This window comes from Demequina sp. (assembly GCF_016278765.1).
GTDB lineage: Bacteria > Actinomycetota > Actinomycetes > Actinomycetales > Demequinaceae > Demequina.
The window spans coordinates 15966-33106 of sequence record NZ_JADQBE010000014.1 but is presented as its reverse complement, the minus strand read 5'-3'; the positions used below and the strand labels follow the sequence as shown (position 1 = coordinate 33106).

Sequence of the window (17141 nt, the reverse complement as noted above, 5' to 3'; positions counted from 1 at the left end):
CCGCTCCTAGCCCGCCGACGCTGGGATCGCTGCGTCAGCGCGGACCACCACGGCTCCGCGACAGGCGGGCGCATCGGCCAGCAGTTCCATCAGGTGCGGGGCCGCCGAATCGGACCCGGCCTTGCGGGATTGCACCACGGACACCTCCCAGCGCGGGGCGTCGTGCGGCAGGGGGACCGTGACCAGCCGCGCGGCCTGCGGCTTGTTGGACACGTGGCGCGGCACGATCGCGACGCCCAAGCCGCGGTCTACGAACTCGAGCAGGGTGTGGACGTCGCTGACCTGGAACCGCACGCGGCGCATCATCCCGCGCGACTCGAATGCCGCATCGGCCAGCGGCCGCACTCCCCAGCTGGGGTCGAAGTCCACGTGATCCTCGACGGCGAGCTGCTCCCAACTGGCCACGGAGGCGTCCGCGAGTGGGTGGCCGGGAGGGCACACCAGCACCAGGTCCTCGTGCCCCAACTGCTGGTGCGGCAGGGTGCCCAGGTGCGCGGCGGCGGCCACGAACGCGATGTCCAAGGTGTCCGACCGCAACGCGTCGATGAGGTCGTGCGAGCCGGCCTGGCGGAACTGGATCTCGACCTGTGGGTGGCGCCGGTGGAAGCGGTCAATCAGCGCGGTCGCGTCGACCACGCCCAGGCACTGCTCGGTGCCGATGCGCAGGGTGCCCGACACCTGGTGGGTGGCGTGCACGACGGCGTCGCGCGCCGCGCGCTCACCGTCGAGCAGGGCGCGGGCGTGGGGAAGCAGGGCGAGCGCGGCCTCGGTGGGTTCGACGCGCCGGGTGGTGCGGGTGAACAGGCTGGTGCCGAGTTCCTGTTCAAGCCCACGAATACCAGCGGACAGCCCCGACTGCGAGACACCGATGAGCTGCGCGGCGCGCGTGAAGTGGCGCTCGTCGGCGAGCGTCACGAGGTACTCCATCTGCCGCAATTCCATTAAGCACTCCAGATTGTGAAAACCATCGCGCGAAGTCGTTGGACTTCTAAGTTACCCGTTCCTATGCTGAAGGGGAATCCCCTCTCAACACTGGAGTTCACTGTGCACGAGCGCACCATCGGCAACCGTTCCGTCTCGGCGATCGGACTGGGCGGCATGCCCATGTCCATCGAGGGCCGCCCCGACCGGGCGCAGGCCATCGCCACCATCCACGCCGCGCTCGACGCGGGCGTCACCTTCATCGACACCGCCGACGCGTACCACCTCACGGCCACCGACGTGGGTCACAACGAGGAACTCATCGCCGAGGCACTTCGCAGCTACGGATCCGACACCTCCGGCATCTTGGTTGCCACGAAGGCCGGCCACCTGCGCCCCGGAGACGGGACCTGGACGCGAAATGGCGACCCGACCTACATCAAGCAGGCGGCCAAGGCGTCGGCCAAGCGTCTCGGCGTCGAGGCCATCGGCCTGCACCAGCTCCACCGCCCCGACCCCAAGGTTCCGTACGCCGACTCCATCGGGGCCATGGTCGAACTCCTCGACGAGGGCGTCATCCAGATGGCCGGCATCTCGAACGCCAACCCGGAGCAGATCCGCCAGGCGAACGACCTGCTGAGCGGCCGCCTCGTGAGCGTCCAGAACCAGTTCTCCCCAGCCTTTGTGAGCAGTTACCCCGAGCTCGAACTGTGTGCCGAGATGGGCATCGCCTTCCTGCCCTGGAGCCCGCTCGGCGGCATCGCCCGCGCCGGCGCGGTCGGCCACAACCACTCGGCCTTCCAACAGATCGCCAATGCGCATGGCGTCAGCCCGCAGCGCGTCACCCTCGCGTGGGAGCTCGCGTTGGCCGATGTGGTCATCCCGATCCCCGGCGCCTCCAAGCCTGCGTCTATCACGGACTCCGCGCAGGCCCCCGAACTCACGCTGACGGCCGACGAGGTCGCCCAGCTCAGCACAGTACTGAAGGGTTAACAACATGAAGACCTACAACCTCCCCGGCATCGACGTCCCGGCATCGAACGTGGTGCTCGGCCTGATGCGCATCCAGGACAAGACCGACGAGGAGGTGCGCACCTTGGTGGGCACAGCCCTCGACGCGGGCATCACGGTCATGGACCACGCCGACGTGTACGGCTCACCCCTGCACGGCTGCGAGGTGCGGTTCGCCGAGGCCATGAAGCTCACCTCCTCCCAGCGTGAGTCCATGGTGATCCAGTCCAAGGCGGGCATCGTCCCCGACGGGCCGTACTTCGACTTCTCATCCGAACACATCGTCGCGTCCGTCGACGCATCGCTGAAGGCGCTCGGCACCGACTACCTCGACCTGCTGCTGCTGCACAGGCCCGATGCCCTGGTCGAGCCGGAAGACGTCGCCAAGGCGTTCGACGAACTCGGGGCCGCGGGCAAGGTCCGCGCGTTCGGCGTCTCGAACCACACGCCCGGCCAGATCGACCTGCTGCGCAAGCACGTCAAGCAGCCGATCGTCGCCAACCAGGTGCAGTTGTCCGTCACCCACGCGCCGATCATTGCGCAGGGCGTGGCCATGAACATGGCGGGACTGGATCAGTCGATCTCTCGTGACAATGGCATCGTCGACTACTGCCGACTGCACGACATCACGCTGCAGGCATGGTCTCCGTTCCAGGCGGGCTTCTTCACGGGACCGTTCCTGGGCAATGACGACTACCCCGAGCTCAACGCCGTGGTCGGTCGCTTGGCGGACAGGTACGACGTTCCCGCTCTCGCGATCGCCACCGCATGGATCACGCGCCACCCTGCGCAGTGGCAGGTCGTCATCGGCACCACCACGCCCGAACGCGTGGCCGCCGCTGCGCAGGGATCCGAGATCCCGCTCACGCGCGCCGAGTGGTACGAGATGTTCAGGGCCGCCGGCTACGCAGTTCCGTAACCGCGCACGGCCCCGGTGGCGGCGATCGAATGGAACTCGTGGAGAGTGTCGGCACACGCCTGGGCTTCAGCACGCACGCGGTCCTCGCCCCATCCCAACTCCTGCCCGAGGGCGGCGGCGATCTCCGTGAAATGTTCTGGACGCAACCCGCCGACGAAGGCGAGGTTGGTGCGCCGCAGCACCACGTCGGTCACGTGGACCACACTCTCCCACCTCGCCATCCGGGCAACCTCGCGTGTGGACAGCGCCCCATCCACCAGGGGCGAATCGGGACCCTCCGCGAGGAAGGCCGCGACCTCCGTGGCGCGGGTCCCATAGCGTTCCAGCAGCGTCGCCCCACGATCCGGATCCACGCCGGGGAGGTTGCTCGCGACCCAGGCCGCGCGCCGGCTCGCACGCTTCGGGTAACCGCGGCCGCCGCCGATCACGACGCCGTCGGTGGACCACATGCGGGGTCGGTCCAGCAGTTCCAGCACGCGGTCGGCCAATGTCTCGCCCAGCGCCCTGAACGTGGTCCACTTGCCGCCGACCAGGCTCAGCACTGGGCTACCGGCCCGGTCTTGGTCAACCTCGATCCGGTAGTCGCGTGAGACGAGTCCGGGCTTGATGTCATCGTGGCGTGGGAGCGGCCGGATGCCCGAGTACGTGAAGACGATGTCGGAGCGGTCCAGCTCAATCGTGGGAAAGACGTGCCGGATGAGGTCGAAGAAGTAGTCCACTTCCTCATCGGTGCATACCGCGGGTTCCCGCGGGTCGGCGCGGACGTCTGTGGTGCCCACCAGGACGCGTCCGTGCAGCGGGTAGATGAGCACAATCCGGCCATCGGAGTGCTCGAAGAAGATCTCTCGCCCGCCCGTGGCCTCCAACAGCTCCGGATGGTCCAGGACGATGTGTGAGCCCTTGGTGCCGCCCATGAACGACGTGTGCGTGCCGAGCGCCTCGTTCGTGAGGTCGGTCCATGGTCCCGATGCGTTGACGATCACCTCCGCGCCGATGCTGAACTCTTGGCCCGTCTCCACGTCGCGCAGACGCACGGAGGACTCGTCCAGGCCGACGGCCTCGACATAGTTGACTGCTATCGCGCCGCTGTGCTCCCTGACTCCATCCATCAGCACGTCCAGCGCGAGGCGCTCCGGGCTGTGCACCGAGGCGTCGTAATAGGTGGCGGTGTACTTGATGTTCGGGTCGAGCGCTGGCAGCGCGGCGAGTGACTCCTTGCGTCCCATGAAGCGGTGACGGGGCACGGTGCCGTTGGCGCGAGAGAACGTGTCGTACAGCGACAGTCCGACCTTGATCATGACTGCGCCGCGTTCAACGTGCCGCTCGCCGGATCGATGCCGCAGGATCTTCATGGGCGACGCGATCATGCTGGACAATGTCGAGTAGATCGGGATGGTGGTGCGCAGCGGCTTCACGAAGTGAGGTGCGGTGTGCAGCAGTCCGTTGCGTTCGTGGACGGATTCGCGCACGAGTCGCATCTCGCCGTTCTCGAGATAGCGCAGCCCGCCGTGGATCATGTGGCTGGACGCCGCGGTAGCGCCGGAGCCGAAGTCCCCGCGCTCCACGAGCACCACATCGACACCCTGCATTGCGAGATCGCGAAAGGTCGCGATGCCGTTGATGCCGCCGCCGATCACGATGACGCTGGTGTGCTGCAGCGTTCGCAGCCGCGTCACCGTGGCGCGTTCCGGGTTGTCGGGTGAAGGGGAGCCCGATGAGGCCACGAGCCAGTCCTTTCTTCGCGGGGGAAATGTCTCTGTGCCCTATGATCGCCAGTGCCACACATTCGCACAAGCACCGTGCACACATGTGCAGAAAGAGGGTGATGACGATGGACCATGTGGCGGAAGATCGCCGTCGGGTGGTCGCGCTACGCGCCGCGCAGATGTACTACCTGCAGGATCAGACCATGGAATCGATCGCCAGAGAACTCTCCACATCTCGCTCAACGGTGTCCCGGCTGCTCTCTCACGCGCGAGACACAGGGTTGGTGGAGATTCGCGTCCACTCACCCCACGACAGCGGCATGCAGCTGGAGCGCACCATCGCCGAGCGCTTCCACGTGACCGCGCACGTGGTTCCCGTTCCTTCCGCGGTCAGCGACATCGATCGCCTGGAGCGGGTCGCGACAACGGCCGCGCGGCTGCTGGGCGGATTCGTCGACTCGAATGCCACGGTCGGCGTGGCGTGGGGCTCGACAATGAGCGCAGTCAGCCGACACCTCGTCACCAAGGACGTGCAGAACGCGGTCGTCGTGCAGATGAACGGCGCTGGTAATACCGAGACCACCGGCATCGACTACGCCAGCAAGATTCTGCAGCGCTTTGGCGATGCGTATGGAGCCCAGGTGCAGCAGTTCGCCGTGCCCGCATTCTTCGATGACCCCGCGACCAAGGAGGCGCTGTGGCGCGAGCGCAGCGTGATCCGCGTGCTCGACGTCCAGGCCCGCATGGATGTCGCGATATTTGGATTGGGCTCGCCTTTCGCGGAGGTCCCCAGCCGCGTCTACATCGGCGGCTACCTCGAACCCGCGGAGTACGAAAGCCTCATGGAAGATGGTGTCGTCGGCGACCTCGCGACGGTGTTCTTTCGTCCCGACGGCAGCTCGGAGTCGATCGCTCTCAACGCGCGTGCGAGCGGCCCCGACCTGGGTCGCCTCCGCCGCGTGCCGCGCCGCGTGTGCGTCGTGTCCGGCGTGCAAAAACTCACCACTCTCAAGGGCGCCCTCGCCGGCGAACTGATGACCGACCTCGTGCTTGACGAGGCGCTCGCGTCCCGGCTTGCCGAGTCCGACTGACCTGCACATGTGTGCATCCGTGGTGACCTTCGCGGCCGACCCCCTTAGATTGACGATGTCCCCAAGCAAAGGAGCTTGTCCATGAGCTTTGTCCTCGCCATCGATCAAGGAACCACCAGCACGAGAGCCATGGTGTTCGACGCGCAAGGCAAGCCCGTGGCGACCGGCCAGATCGAACATCGTCAGTTCTTCCCCCGGCCGGGATGGGTGGAGCATGATCCCCTTGAGATCTGGCGCAACACCCGTGAAGTCATCGGCGTGGCACTCGCCCAGGCGGACATCACCCGTCACGATGTCGAGGCGGTGGGCATCACGAACCAACGCGAGACCACGGTGGTGTGGGATCGTCGCACAGGCAAGCCCATCCACCGCGCGATCGTGTGGCAGGACACCCGCACCCAAGACCTGGTGGACCGCTTGGCGGACGATGGTGGCGTCAACCGCTTCAAGGACCTCACCGGCCTTCCGCTCGCCACCTACTTCTCGGCCACCAAGGTCGCGTGGCTGCTGGATCACGTGGACGGCGCGCGCGCCGGCGCCGAATCCGGGGAACTCCTGTTCGGCACGATCGACACCTGGCTGCTGTGGAACCTCACGGGGGGCACGGATGGCGGGGTTCACGCCACCGACGTGACCAACGCGAGCCGCACCCTGCTCATGGATCTGCGCGAGCTCGAGTGGAGCGATGAGCTGCTGAGGGCGTTCGACATTCCGCGGGCGATGATGCCCCAGATCAGGGCCTCCTCCGATGACTACGGAAGGATAGAGGCCTCCAACCTGCTGCACGACATCCCGATCGCGGGAATCCTGGGAGATCAGCAGGCCGCGACGTTTGGGCAGGCCGCGTTCGACAGAGGTGAGTCGAAGAACACGTATGGGACCGGCAACTTCCTGATCGTCAACACGGGCGAGGAGTTGGTCACCTCAAGTCACGGGCTCATCAGCACGGTCGCGTACCAGGTAGCGGGAGAGAAGCCGCGGTACGCGCTCGAGGGCTCGATTGCGGTGACGGGGTCGCTGGTTCAGTGGCTGCGTGACAGCCTGGGCCTCATCGACTCCGCCGCGCAGGTCGAGACCCTCGCGAGGAGCGTGGACGACAGCGGAGGGGTGGTCATTGTCCCGGCCTTCTCCGGCCTGTTCGCGCCCCACTGGCGGCCCGACGCTCGCGGCGCCATTCTGGGCCTCACGCGGTTCGCGAACCGCGCGCACATCGCGCGCGCGGCGCTTGAGTCGGTCGCCTTTCAGTCGCGCGAGGTCATCGACGCGGCGGCCGCGGATACAGGCGTCGACATCCCCGAGCTCAAGGTGGACGGCGGCATGGTGGTCAATGACCTCCTGCTTCAGATCCAGGCCGACATCCTCGGCACGCCAGTAGTGCGGCCGGTCGTGGCCGAGACCACCGCATTGGGCGCGGCATATGCCGCGGGCCTGACGGTCGGATTCTGGTCAAGTCGAGACCAGTTGCGTACCCTGTGGCAAGAACAGGCCCGCTGGGAGCCGTCCATCGACGCGAACGCACGGGAGGCCCGCATGGCGCAGTGGCGCAAGGCGGTGACCCGCTCCTTGGACTGGGTGGAGTGACCCCAGCCGCATAGCACAAACGCGGAGCGCCGGCGGTGGGTGTGGCGGTCCGCGTTTGTGCGTGGCTACTGAGTGTCGGTCTTCTTGGCCGGAGCCTTCTTAGCAGGAGACTTCCTGGCGGCAGGCCTCTTTGCCGGAGCCTTCGTGGTTGGGGCGTCGTCGGCGTCGTCCTCCCACACGTCCTCGGCGTCGTCGAGCGTGTTGGCGATGCCGGTGGCCGCACGCGATCGCGCGGTCGTCACGCCGTCACGCACTCGCTTGGCCTCGGCAGCCGCGGTGGTCTTGGCTTTGTCCACGTAGGGCTGGCCCTGGTCGGCGAGTCTCTTGGCCTCGGCCGCGGCGGCCTCACGAGCCTTGGTCACGTACGGCGTGGCCTGCTCCATGGCCTTGTCGATCATCGGAACGGTGGCCTCTCGAGCCTTGGTGGCTGCCGCCGCCGCGGCGTCCTTGGCCTTGCCGACGTAGGGCTGGCCCTGGTCGGCGAGTTTCTTGGCTTCTGCCGCGGCGGCGGACCTGGCCTTTTCGTACGCAGGTCCCGCCTTGTCTCCCACGGTGCCAGCCGCGGCGGCGACCGCGGAGGCGGCCTTCTTGGCAGCGGCGGTAGCCGAGTCGGCCGCGCGATTCACGTCGCGTCGCAGCTTCGCTGGGAAGTCGCCGTCTTCGGCGGAGAACTCCCAGTCGTCGTCACCGGCCCAGTCGTCGCGGCCACGGTCGCGGCGCGCCCACGCCACCAGCGCCGCTCCAGCAGCGCCAGCGACGACGATGGGGATGAGCACCTTGGCCCACGTCCCCCCGCCGCGCTTGTCCGACTCTTCCTCGCCCGCGCGATCGATCGCCGAGACAACCGCCGGGATGGCGGCGCCCACGAGCGCTCCGCGAGCCACGTCGACCCAGTGGCCGGCCGCGTCGCTCGCCTTGTGCACGTAGGGGCTGGCCTTGCGGGCGGCCGAGCGCGCAGCCTTTTCGGCGCGCGGCGTGGCCCACTCCTTCGCGTCCTCCACGCGCGGACCCGCCCATTCCCTGGCGCGTTCGGCGCGCGGACCCGCCCATTCCCTGGCGGTGCGTGCGGCTTTGCCGGCGGCATCGGCCGCACGTTCGGCGGCTTCGCGCGCGGACTCGGCCGCGTCCAGAGCTTGCTTGCGGTACTTGTCCACGTCGATGTCGTCCCAACGTCTTTGCATTGCGGCCTCCCAGCTCGTGGTGCTTGGTTCCATCCTGCCACTTGGGTTGACGATGCGCGAGGCCCGGATGTTCCCTGCGCCACCAGCGAACAGGGCCGCACCAGCCCAAATGTGCCCCGAGGCGCGTGACACAATGGCCGAATGATCGCAACGCTGCAGACCACCGCGGGTGACATTCGCATCGAATTGTTCCCGAACCACGCCCCCGTGACCGTCGCTAACTTCACGGGCCTCGCTTCCGGCTCCAAGGAGTGGAAGGACCCGATGACGGGTACACCGAGCAACGAGCCATTTTACGACGGGCTCGTGTTCCACCGCGTCATCGACGGTTTCATGATCCAGGGCGGCTGCCCGCTCGGCACCGGCACGGGAGGCCCCGGCTACACGTTTGACGACGAGATCCACCCGGAACTCGCCTTCAACGAGCCCTACCTGCTCGCCATGGCCAACGCGGGCAAGCGCCTGAACCCCATCACCGGCAAGCCGGGCGGCACCAACGGTTCACAGTTCTTCATCACCGTGAGCCCCACCCCGCACCTGACGGGTGCGCACACCATCTTTGGCAAGGTCTTGGACGATGAGTCAAGGGCCGTGGTCGACAAGATCGCGACCACGCCGGTGGGCGCAGGCGACCGCCCTGTGGACGACGTGATGGTCACGGGCGTCTCGATCGAGGAGTAGTCGGTACGTGAGCGAGCCGACGCAGGGCGCGGCCGGTCAGGCACCCCCTGTGTGCCCTCGGCACCCCGACCGCGTGAGTTACGTGCGGTGCCAGCGGTGCGAGCGTCCCGTCTGTCCGCAATGCCAGGTGCCGGCTCCCGTGGGAGTGCTGTGCGTCGACTGTGTGCGCGCCGCGAACCAAGCCGCGCGCACCTCTCGCACCGGACTCGGCTTTCCGCGCGCTCCCGGACGTCCGTATGTCACTCTCGGCATCATCGCCGCGAATGTGGCCTTCTACGTGTACGGCATCGGCGCGGGTTTGTACCGCTGGCAGACAACGTGGGGCCTGTGGCCAGCGGCGTCCGACCAAGAGCCGTGGCGGTGGGTCACCTCCGGCTTTGTGCACGGCGGCTTGTGGCACATCGGCCTGAACATGTTCGTGCTGTACCAATTCGGTAGCGAACTCGAGCGCGTCATGGGCCGCTTGAGGTTCGGGTTGCTCTACGGGCTGTCACTTCTGGGCGGGTCCGCGGCCATCCAGGCGTTGGCCGCACCGAACTCGCTCCATATCGGCGCATCGGGCGCCGTCTTCGGATTGTTTGGCGCGTATGGACTGCTGTTGTACAAGCTCAAGTTGCCGTGGCAGAGCATGGCCGCTACGGCAGGGATCTGGCTGGCGGTCGGCTTCTTCTTGCCGAGCATCTCGTGGGAGGGGCACATCGGCGGTCTCGTGATCGGCACGCTGACCATGGTGACGATGTTGCGCCTCGCGGGACAGTCCCCCTTCGGTCGAGCCTCGACCTCACAGAGGAAATGACAGTGGTGTAGTTCTCCACCGACTGTGGAAATCTCTGGGGAGAACTACAGCCGTGTAACTCAGGGCCAGCCCGAGCACTACTTCCAGCGAGTCAGCAATCCCATCGCGGCCAGCAGCATCGCAAAGCCGATGAAGATGTTGACGTTGCCGATCGCGAACGGGTACGTGCCGCGGGAAATGTAGTACACGAGAATCCACACCAGGCCCACCAACAGCAAGGTGGAGAACGTGGGTACGAGCCACTTAGGGTTGTCGGACTGCGGCTTGGTGGCGCTACGCGGTACCTTCACGGCGTTGGACTTATTGCGCTTCTTCGAGACGGCCACTGTGCCCTCCTGACGATGTGGGGTGGCGCGGTCGCGCGTGGCGACCGATTCCGCCCCAGCGTACCGGGCTCGGCCGCGTGCCTCACCATCGCGGTGCACCCTGGGAGCCGTCACGCCCGCCGGAGTCACGTACCCTAGAACCGCTATGACTCTGCAATCGCCCCCAAACGTCGGCCCCGACGTCAGACCGACAGTTCGCCCGGCTCGTCGCGCCATCGACCAGGCGCTGGCCGTCGCGGGCGAGATCCTCATCACCGCGGGCGTGATTCTCGGCCTGTTCGTGGTGTGGCAACTGTTCTACACGGACGTCCAGTCGGGCCGGACTCAGGCCGCGGCGCTCGATGAGTTGGCGTTCCCCGAGATGCCCCGCGTCGAGGCGTCCACCGGCACGGTCACGACCGCGCAGCCCGATGCACCCGCCGTCGTCGCGCTGATCCCCGAGGCGGTCAAGGTGTACTCGCCGAGCGGCGCACCTGTCCTGGGCAGCCAGAGGGAGGCCACCACGTTTGGTGCGCTACACGTCCCGCGGTGGGGCTACGACTATGTCAAACCCGTGTCGCAAGGCATCAGTCGATCCCGAGTGCTCGACCCCTTGGGCATCGGCCACTACCCCGACACCGCCATGCCGGGAGAGGTGGGCAACTTTGCGATCGCGGGACATCGGACCACCTACGGAAAGCCCTTCACGGACATCCAGACGCTCCAGGTGGGCGACGCACTCGTGGTGCAGACCGATGCCGCGTGGTACGTCTACACAGTGACGAGCACAAAGATCGTGAGGCCGACCGATACGGCCGTCATCGCGCCCACCCCCAACCAGCCGGGGGTGACGCCAACGGTTGCGTCAATCACCCTGACGACCTGCCACCCGAGGTATTCCGCCGCACAGCGCTACATCGTGCACGGCGAACTCGAGTATTGGGCGCCCGCGGGGCAGGGCTATCCGAGCGAGATTGTGGAGGGAGCCTGATGTACGCCTGGATCTGGAGGCACCTGCCGGGACCGGTCTGGACGCGGACCATCGTCGCCGTTCTGACCCTCGCCATTGTGGTGTTGGCGCTGTTCGAGTGGGTGTTCCCGGCGGTATCCGCCCTGCTGCCCTTCCAAGATCAGACGGTGACCGACGGATGACACGCATTCTGGTCATCGACAACTACGACTCGTTCGTGTACACGATCGTGGGGTACTTGCGGCAGATGGGTGCCGAGACCGTGGTGGTGCGCAACGACGCCGTCGACTTCGCGGTGATCTCATCCTTTGACGGCGTGCTGGTCTCGCCGGGGCCCGGAACTCCAGCCGACGCGGGCGCGTCGATGGATGTGATTCGGGCGTGCGCGGCGACGGGCGTGCCCATGCTGGGCGTGTGCCTCGGCCACCAAGCACTCGCCGAAGTGTTCGGCGGCGTGGTCTCCCATGCGCCCGAGCTCATGCACGGCAAGACCTCGCTCGTGTCGCACGAGGGCGGCTCCGTGCTGGCGGGACTGCCATCGCCGTTCACCGCGACGCGTTACCACTCGCTCGCCGTCGAAAACCCCACAGTTCCGCCGGAGCTTGAGGTGACCGCGACCACGGCCAACGGGATCATCATGGGGCTGCGGCACCGCGAACTTCCGCTTCACGGCGTGCAGTTCCACCCCGAGTCGGTGCTCACCGAAGGCGGCCATCGACTGTTGGCCAACTGGCTCGAGGTGTGCGGAATGCCGGACCCCGTCGGCCGGTCTGCGGGACTGTCTCCACTCGTGCGCCAGTAGCGTGGCGACGGGGGCAGTTTCGCGCGCCGCGCGGGACGCTACAGCCAGCCGTTGGCGCTGACGATCAACAGCATCGTGACCAGGAACCCCACCGGCTGATTCAGCCACAGGAACGTCCGCCAACCACGGTTCGCGTCCTCGCACGTCTCATCCGTGATGCGCGCGAAACGCGCGACCGAGGCCACGTACGCGAGCGGCAGTACGGTCGCAAGCACCCCGGGCCACGGCAAGACGAGCAACACCGCGCTCGCGGCCGTGTACATGAGCAAGGCGAACCACGTGGTGACTCGGGCTCCCATCACGGTGCCCACCGAAGCGATCCCGCCCTCGCGGTCGGCGCGCACGTCTTGCACGGCCCCAAAGGCATGGCTCGCCATGCCCCACGCGAGGAACGCCACCCAGATGGGCCACACCCCGCGCGCCGTCAGCCCGGCCCCGGTCAACACCAGCGCATACACGAGCGGCCCCGCAAAGTGCACCGCGGACGTGAACGAGTCAAGGAACGGGCGCTCCTTGAAGCGCAGCACCGGCGCCGAGTAGGCCACCACCGCGAAGACCACCACCGCCAGCGTGATCGCCGACTCGCGCGTCCCCTGCACGATGAGCCACGCCATCATGGGTGCCACGGTCAGCGCGGACGCCGCGATGATCCCGCGATGCACCGTGCGGGCCCGCTCCCGATTGCGTACCACATCGCCCTCGATGCCGCCCTTGCGGGGGTTGAGCAGGTCGGACTCGTAGTCGAAGACATCGTTCACGCCGTACATGAGCAGGTTGTAGGGGACCAGGAAGAACAGGGTGCCCACGATCAGCAGGGCGTCGACGCGACCCTCCACCATGAAGTATCCGGCGGCAAAGGGGTAGGCGGTGTTGATCCAGCTCACGGGGCGGGAGGCGCGCACGATGCTGCCGATCACTCGCCGCCCCCCTTCGTGTCGGCGCGGCCAAGCCACGTCCACAGCGCCGGCACCAGCATCACGGCGCCCAGCGTGTACGAGAAGTCCTCGATCGGCGCGATCGGCACGCGGATTCCCAGAATCTTCGCGTCGTCGTACGCCACCAGGTCGAGGCCCACGATGACGTTGTCGAACACCGCCGTGAGCGCGAGCAGCACCAGCGCCGTCACCAGCAGCGGAGGCAGCGGAAGCCTGCGCAGCGTCGGCACCGTCGCGGCCGCGATGATGGCGAGCACCGTGAGCGAAAGCACCAGGTAGGTCACGGCACGCGCCGCCCGCTCGCCGCGCGCCACAGCAGCAGCGTCTGGTAGGTGAGCAGGATCAGGAAGAACAGTTCCTCCAGCGGGACCTCAGGCGCCAGCTGCACCCCGGTCATGTATTCCGCGCCGCCGCGAAAGAAGATCCCAAGACCCACTCCCACGATGTCCCAGGCCAGAAACACCGCCACGCCGATGCCGAGGGTCGCGAGGGCGCGTCGCGGCTGCGCGAACACGGCAACGCGGTAACGCCTGTCCAGGAGGCCGAGGCCGGCGATGCTCACCAGCAGCGCCCCCAGGTACGCAAGGCTCACGCCTTGCCCGCCTTGCGCGCGATATCTCCCAGCACGCCCTTGCGCACCGAACGCGCCAGGAACCCGGGCGGCGCGGGGGTGGGCAGGGGCGACACGGTCGTGGCGCCAAGCAGCCGCTTGGCGACCAGCTCGGCCGAGATGAGGCAGATCGGCATGCCGATGCCGGGAACGGTCGAGGAGCCGACGTACAGGAGGTTGGGGACCTTGCGAGACACGTTGCCAGGGCGGAAGACCGCCGACTGACGCACCGTGTGCTCGAGGCCGAGTGCGGAGCCGCGCCACGTGCTCAGTTCGGTGGCGAAGTCGGCTGGCGCCGTCACCCGGTACAAAGTGGTGCGCTCGCGAAGATCCGGGATCGATGCCCATGCCGCCACTTGGTCGAGGTAGCGCCAGGCGTACTGCTCGAGCTGGGCGCGGCTGGCAGGCGTTGCGCCCAGCGCTGGGTCCGCGGGGAACGGCACCAGCATGGAGAGATTCTCGTGGCCAGCGGGCGCCGCGTCGGGCTGGGTGGCCGTCACGCGCGAGACGTACACCGACGCAGGGAAGGGGGGTTTCAACTCGCCGGTGCCCACGATGGCCGCGAAGTTGGCCTCCCAGTCGCGTGAGAAGAACAGGCTGTGGTGCGCGAGTTCCGGAAGCTCGCCGCGCACGCCCGCGTACACGAGCAGCGCGCTGATGCCCGGCTGACGCTTGGCCCAGCGGCGCTCGGGCTGCCATTGGTGCTGGGGTTCCAGGAGCGCCGTCTCGGTGTGGTGCATGTCCGCGCCGGAGACCACGGCGTCGGCGTCGATCACCTCGCCGCTCGCGAGTTCCACGCCGTGGGCGAGCCCGTTGTCACCCACCAGGATGCGCGTGACGTCGGCTCGGGTCCTGATGTCGACCCCCTCGGCCACCGCGAGCGACTCGATCGCGCGAATCACCTGGTACATGCCGCCGCGCGGGTAGCGCACGCCGTCGGTCAGGTCGAGATGGCTCATCAGCGAGAACAGCGACGGCGCGCGCGACGGCGAGGAGCCAAGGAACACCGCATGGAAGCTCAGGATCTTGCGCAGGCGTTCGTCGTGGACGCGGCTCGCGACCTTGGCGCCCAGGGAGCGGGTGAGCAGTGAGGCGAGCCTCGGCAACTGACGCATCACGGATGCGTTGGGCACCTTGTCGACGCGCTCGAAGGTGGTGTAAAGGAACCTGTCGAGCGCGAGCTGGTAGAGCCCTCGGGATTCCTTCGCATAGCGACGCATCGCGTCGCCTTCGCCGGGTGACATCTCGTTGAAGCGCGCGTAGTTAGCCTCGGGGTCCGCCACCACGTCGAGCACCTCGCCCGCGCCGTCGACGTCGTCCGACTCGTAGAAGACGCGGTAGCGGGGGTCCAGGTCGATCAGGTCGAGCTGCGCGTCGGTCGACGTGCCCATGAGCGCGAAGTACTGGTCGAACGCCTCCCGCATCAGGTACCAGGAGGGCCCCGTGTCCCACGTGTAGCCGTCGTGCTCCCACAGTCCCGCGCGACCGCCCACGCCCGCATGACGCTCCAGCAAGGTGACCTGCGCGCCGCCGCGGGCCAGCAGTCCTGCCGTGGCGAGTCCGCCAATGCCGCCGCCAATGATGACGATGCGCGGGCCGCGAGACGCGGGCTCGGTCATGCGACCCTCCTGGTCGCGCTGATGCCTGGACACGCGTTGCGGAAGGCATACGCGGCCTTGATGGGGTTGGCCACGCGGATGCGGGTGCTACACAGCTTCTGCGCCGGGATTCGCTCGATGCGGCGAAGCAGCCGCGAGTAGATGTCGACGGTGGTGGTGACGCCGATGCGCGCGCGGCGCGGCAGTGCGGGCAGGCACGCCTCGGCCGCCCGGATGTCGGCGCGACAGTCGTCCACCAGGGTGGCGAGCATCGCGTCGTCGAGGTTTGCGGCGGTCACGCCCGGAAAGTACGAGCGGCCCAGCTCGCCGTCATCCATGGCGAGGTCACGCAGAAAATTGACCTTCTGATACGCGGCGCCGAGGCGGCGAGCGCCCTCGCGCACCTGTGCGGGCAGCTCGCGGGGCCCGGTCTGCGTGTTGAGGAACACGGCGAGGCACATCTCCCCGATCACCTCGGCGGAGCCGTACACGTAGCGGTCGAAGCTGGCTTGCGTGTGCTTGGTGGTGTCCAGGTCCCTGCGCATCGAGGCGAAGAACGGTTCGGTGAGATCCCGGCCGATGCCCACCTGACGGGCGCTCAGTGCGAAGGCGTGGGCCACCAGGTTGGCGCTGAACGCGCTGTCGAGCGCGGCGTGAACCTCGTGCTCGAAGCCGTCGAGCATGGCGCGGGCATCCTCCCCCCGGTAGGTGTCCACGATCTCGTCCGCGACCCGCACCATCGCATAGATCGAGCGAATGTGGGTGCGCATGTGGCGGCCGAGCAGCCGGGTCCCCGCTCCGAAAGAGGTCGAGTACTTGTCCAACACCGCCGCCGCCGCCGCTTGAGCAGTTTCGTCATAGAGGCTCAGTGAGGTCTGGTTGTCGTGGTGGACGCGGCCTCCGGCACCTGCGGTCGGGCGTTTCATGAGGAACGCTCTTCGAGCGAGTCGATCAAGCCGATGAGGTAGCCGGACAGCGGTGCGGAGATCCGCTCGGACGCGATGCGTCGTGCGGTGCGGGCGTGCTGACGCGCGACCTTGAGCGCGCGGGCGCGTGCCCCCGAATCGATGAGCACCTGTCGCACCGCTGCCGCACCGTCCTCGTCGAGATCCGGATTGCCGATCGCCGAGTTCAAGAGTTCTCGCCCAGCGTCGTCCGTGGTGTGGAACCCCAGGCGCATCAACTCGGTGCGCTTGCCGGCGCGCAAGTCGGAAAGCACCGACTTGCCGGTCACCTCAGGGTCACCGAAGACGCCCAGGTCATCATCCACTAACTGGAATGACAGGCCGAGGGACGCCCCCAGTCGCTCCATGTGGCTGACCATCGTGGGGTCCGCGCCTGCGAGTTGGGCTCCCGCGCGCAACGGCACCACGCACGAGTAGGTCGCGGTCTTGAGTTCCGCCACCAGCAGCGAGTTAGCGTTGGCCGGGTCGATCAGGTCGCCGTACATGTCGAGCAGTTCGCCCGCGATCGTGGTGCGGATCGCGCGAGTGATGAGATCGAGGCATGCAAGCCGATGGTGCGCGGGCAGGGGCGCCCGAGAGATCAGGTCGTATGCGGAGGCCAACGCGAGGTCGCCGCCCAGCAGTGCGGCCGCCATCACGTGGTCGTCCACTTGGGTGGGACTCAGTCGCGAGCCCACGAGCTCCGCTCGGCGGGTGCCGGCGACATTCGGCCGTCCGCGGCGCACCTCGTCGTGGTCGAGCACGTCGTCGTGAACCAGCATCGCAATGTGAAGCATCTCCATGGCCGCGGCCACGGGCAGGATCGCGTCGTCGTCCTCGCCGCCCAATCCCGCGTAGGCGGCGAGCGTGAAGGAGGGGCGCAGGTTCTTGCCTCCGCCGAACTGGTTGCCAAGCGTCTGCCACAGATTGCGGTAGTCGGGGCCCGCGTGGGGCAACTCGGCGGTGGCCGCGATGACGTGGTCATCGAGCGTGGCCTGCACCGCGCTGAGGCGTGAGGCGACAAACTCCTGCAGGGCGTCCGTAGTCAGCAGTCCGGTCATGGTGCCTCATAAGACGCTCGCGGAGGCGT

General features: G+C 67.5%; 19 protein-coding genes. 9 read left to right on the top strand and 10 right to left on the bottom strand.

What is annotated here, in order from left to right; all coding sequences use genetic code 11:
• Window positions 1–6: 6 nt before the first annotated feature.
• A complete protein-coding gene (locus tag QZZ29_RS02490) occupies window positions 7–942 on the bottom strand; it encodes a LysR family transcriptional regulator (RefSeq protein ID WP_291381108.1) in 936 nt (311 codons plus the stop codon).
• A 102-nt stretch (window positions 943–1044) separates the two neighbouring features.
• Between QZZ29_RS02490 and QZZ29_RS02485 the strand changes: the two genes are divergently transcribed.
• The gene (locus QZZ29_RS02485; protein ID WP_291381106.1) at window positions 1045–1914 is read left to right on the top strand and encodes an aldo/keto reductase; all 870 of its coding nucleotides are present in this window, start codon (window positions 1045–1047) and stop codon (window positions 1912–1914) included.
• 4 nt (window positions 1915–1918) lie between these two features.
• Window positions 1919–2851 carry an aldo/keto reductase gene (locus QZZ29_RS02480; protein WP_291381104.1) on the top strand — a complete coding sequence of 311 codons (933 nt, stop codon included), beginning with the start codon at window positions 1919–1921 and terminating at the stop codon, window positions 2849–2851.
• Here the strand turns inward: QZZ29_RS02480 and QZZ29_RS02475 are convergent.
• Window positions 2836–4527 (bottom strand): glycerol-3-phosphate dehydrogenase/oxidase, encoded by a 1692-nt coding sequence (locus QZZ29_RS02475; RefSeq protein ID WP_291381140.1) that lies wholly within the window; start codon window positions 4525–4527, stop codon window positions 2836–2838. The two genes, QZZ29_RS02480 and QZZ29_RS02475, sit on opposite strands and share 16 nt — an antisense overlap.
• Window positions 4528–4658: 131 nt before the next feature.
• Here QZZ29_RS02475 and QZZ29_RS02470 point away from each other — a divergent pair, with 131 nt between their 5' ends.
• Together QZZ29_RS02470 and glpK are read left to right on the top strand one after the other, a co-directional pair.
• Window positions 4659–5648, top strand: a complete 990-nt coding sequence (locus tag QZZ29_RS02470) for a sugar-binding domain-containing protein (protein WP_291381102.1) — start codon at window positions 4659–4661, stop codon at window positions 5646–5648.
• An 81-nt stretch (window positions 5649–5729) separates the two neighbouring features.
• A complete protein-coding gene (glpK, locus tag QZZ29_RS02465; RefSeq protein ID WP_291381101.1) occupies window positions 5730–7229 on the top strand; it encodes a glycerol kinase GlpK in 1500 nt (499 codons plus the stop codon).
• Between the two features lie 65 nt (window positions 7230–7294).
• On the opposite strand, the gene QZZ29_RS02460 is transcribed toward glpK, so the two are convergent.
• A complete protein-coding gene (locus QZZ29_RS02460) occupies window positions 7295–8410 on the bottom strand; it encodes a hypothetical protein (RefSeq protein ID WP_291381100.1) in 1116 nt (371 codons plus the stop codon).
• A gap of 141 nt (window positions 8411–8551) precedes the next feature.
• On the opposite strand from QZZ29_RS02460, the gene QZZ29_RS02455 reads away from it, so the two are divergent.
• Both QZZ29_RS02455 and QZZ29_RS02450 read left to right on the top strand, forming a co-directional pair.
• Window positions 8552–9091 (top strand): peptidylprolyl isomerase, encoded by a 540-nt coding sequence (locus QZZ29_RS02455; protein WP_291381099.1) that lies wholly within the window; start codon window positions 8552–8554, stop codon window positions 9089–9091.
• A gap of 139 nt (window positions 9092–9230) precedes the next feature.
• On the top strand, window positions 9231–9887 hold the full coding sequence (locus tag QZZ29_RS02450) for a rhomboid family intramembrane serine protease (protein WP_291381097.1): 657 nt from the start codon (window positions 9231–9233) through the stop codon (window positions 9885–9887).
• A 77-nt stretch (window positions 9888–9964) separates the two neighbouring features.
• On the opposite strand, the gene QZZ29_RS02445 is transcribed toward QZZ29_RS02450, so the two are convergent.
• Window positions 9965–10213, bottom strand: coding sequence for a cell division protein CrgA (locus QZZ29_RS02445; RefSeq protein ID WP_291381096.1), 249 nt, complete (start codon window positions 10211–10213; stop codon window positions 9965–9967).
• Between the two features lie 145 nt (window positions 10214–10358).
• On the opposite strand from QZZ29_RS02445, the gene QZZ29_RS02440 reads away from it, so the two are divergent.
• From QZZ29_RS02440 to QZZ29_RS02430, 3 genes are read left to right on the top strand one after another with little or no spacing between them, the layout of a single operon-like run.
• A complete protein-coding gene (locus tag QZZ29_RS02440) occupies window positions 10359–11183 on the top strand; it encodes a class E sortase (RefSeq protein WP_291381094.1) in 825 nt (274 codons plus the stop codon).
• Window positions 11183–11344: a hypothetical protein gene (locus tag QZZ29_RS02435; RefSeq protein ID WP_291381093.1), complete on the top strand. Its 162-nt coding sequence runs from the start codon at window positions 11183–11185 to the stop codon at window positions 11342–11344. The genes QZZ29_RS02440 and QZZ29_RS02435 overlap by 1 nt, the downstream gene beginning before the upstream one ends.
• Window positions 11341–11964: an aminodeoxychorismate/anthranilate synthase component II gene (locus QZZ29_RS02430; protein ID WP_291381092.1), complete on the top strand. Its 624-nt coding sequence runs from the start codon at window positions 11341–11343 to the stop codon at window positions 11962–11964. The genes QZZ29_RS02435 and QZZ29_RS02430 overlap by 4 nt, the downstream gene beginning before the upstream one ends.
• A 38-nt stretch (window positions 11965–12002) precedes the next feature.
• On the opposite strand, the gene QZZ29_RS02425 is transcribed toward QZZ29_RS02430, so the two are convergent.
• From QZZ29_RS02425 to QZZ29_RS02400, 6 genes are read right to left on the bottom strand one after another with little or no spacing between them, the layout of a single operon-like run.
• A complete protein-coding gene (locus QZZ29_RS02425; protein WP_366478892.1) occupies window positions 12003–12881 on the bottom strand; it encodes a prenyltransferase in 879 nt (292 codons plus the stop codon).
• Window positions 12878–13213 carry a lycopene cyclase domain-containing protein gene (locus QZZ29_RS02420; RefSeq protein ID WP_291381091.1) on the bottom strand — a complete coding sequence of 112 codons (336 nt, stop codon included), beginning with the start codon at window positions 13211–13213 and terminating at the stop codon, window positions 12878–12880. The genes QZZ29_RS02425 and QZZ29_RS02420 overlap by 4 nt, the downstream gene beginning before the upstream one ends.
• Complete coding sequence (locus QZZ29_RS02415; protein ID WP_291381090.1) at window positions 13180–13491, bottom strand: lycopene cyclase domain-containing protein; 312 nt, start codon at window positions 13489–13491, stop codon at window positions 13180–13182. Before QZZ29_RS02415 ends, QZZ29_RS02420 begins: the two co-directional genes overlap by 34 nt.
• Window positions 13488–15128: a phytoene desaturase family protein gene (crtI, locus tag QZZ29_RS02410; protein WP_291381088.1), complete on the bottom strand. Its 1641-nt coding sequence runs from the start codon at window positions 15126–15128 to the stop codon at window positions 13488–13490. Before crtI ends, QZZ29_RS02415 begins: the two co-directional genes overlap by 4 nt.
• Window positions 15125–16033, bottom strand: coding sequence for a phytoene/squalene synthase family protein (locus QZZ29_RS02405; RefSeq protein ID WP_291381086.1), 909 nt, complete (start codon window positions 16031–16033; stop codon window positions 15125–15127). The genes crtI and QZZ29_RS02405 overlap by 4 nt, the downstream gene beginning before the upstream one ends.
• A complete protein-coding gene (locus QZZ29_RS02400; RefSeq protein WP_291381084.1) occupies window positions 16030–17112 on the bottom strand; it encodes a polyprenyl synthetase family protein in 1083 nt (360 codons plus the stop codon). The genes QZZ29_RS02405 and QZZ29_RS02400 overlap by 4 nt, the downstream gene beginning before the upstream one ends.
• Between the last annotated feature and the right edge of the window lie 29 nt (window positions 17113–17141).

Coding starts and splice junctions, on each gene's coding strand:
- QZZ29_RS02430 (WP_291381092.1), top strand. CDS start 11,341: ATGACACGCATTCTGGTCATCGACAACTACGACTCGTTCGTGTACACG.
- QZZ29_RS02460 (WP_291381100.1), bottom strand. CDS start 8,410: ATGCAAAGACGTTGGGACGACATCGACGTGGACAAGTACCGCAAGCAA.
- QZZ29_RS02440 (WP_291381094.1), top strand. CDS start 10,359: ATGACTCTGCAATCGCCCCCAAACGTCGGCCCCGACGTCAGACCGACA.
- QZZ29_RS02490 (WP_291381108.1), bottom strand. CDS start 942: ATGGAATTGCGGCAGATGGAGTACCTCGTGACGCTCGCCGACGAGCGC.
- QZZ29_RS02470 (WP_291381102.1), top strand. CDS start 4,659: ATGTGCAGAAAGAGGGTGATGACGATGGACCATGTGGCGGAAGATCGC.
- QZZ29_RS02435 (WP_291381093.1), top strand. CDS start 11,183: ATGTACGCCTGGATCTGGAGGCACCTGCCGGGACCGGTCTGGACGCGG.
- glpK (WP_291381101.1), top strand. CDS start 5,730: ATGAGCTTTGTCCTCGCCATCGATCAAGGAACCACCAGCACGAGAGCC.
- QZZ29_RS02455 (WP_291381099.1), top strand. CDS start 8,552: ATGATCGCAACGCTGCAGACCACCGCGGGTGACATTCGCATCGAATTG.
- QZZ29_RS02480 (WP_291381104.1), top strand. CDS start 1,919: ATGAAGACCTACAACCTCCCCGGCATCGACGTCCCGGCATCGAACGTG.
- QZZ29_RS02405 (WP_291381086.1), bottom strand. CDS start 16,033: ATGAAACGCCCGACCGCAGGTGCCGGAGGCCGCGTCCACCACGACAAC.
- QZZ29_RS02400 (WP_291381084.1), bottom strand. CDS start 17,112: ATGACCGGACTGCTGACTACGGACGCCCTGCAGGAGTTTGTCGCCTCA.
- crtI (WP_291381088.1), bottom strand. CDS start 15,128: ATGACCGAGCCCGCGTCTCGCGGCCCGCGCATCGTCATCATTGGCGGC.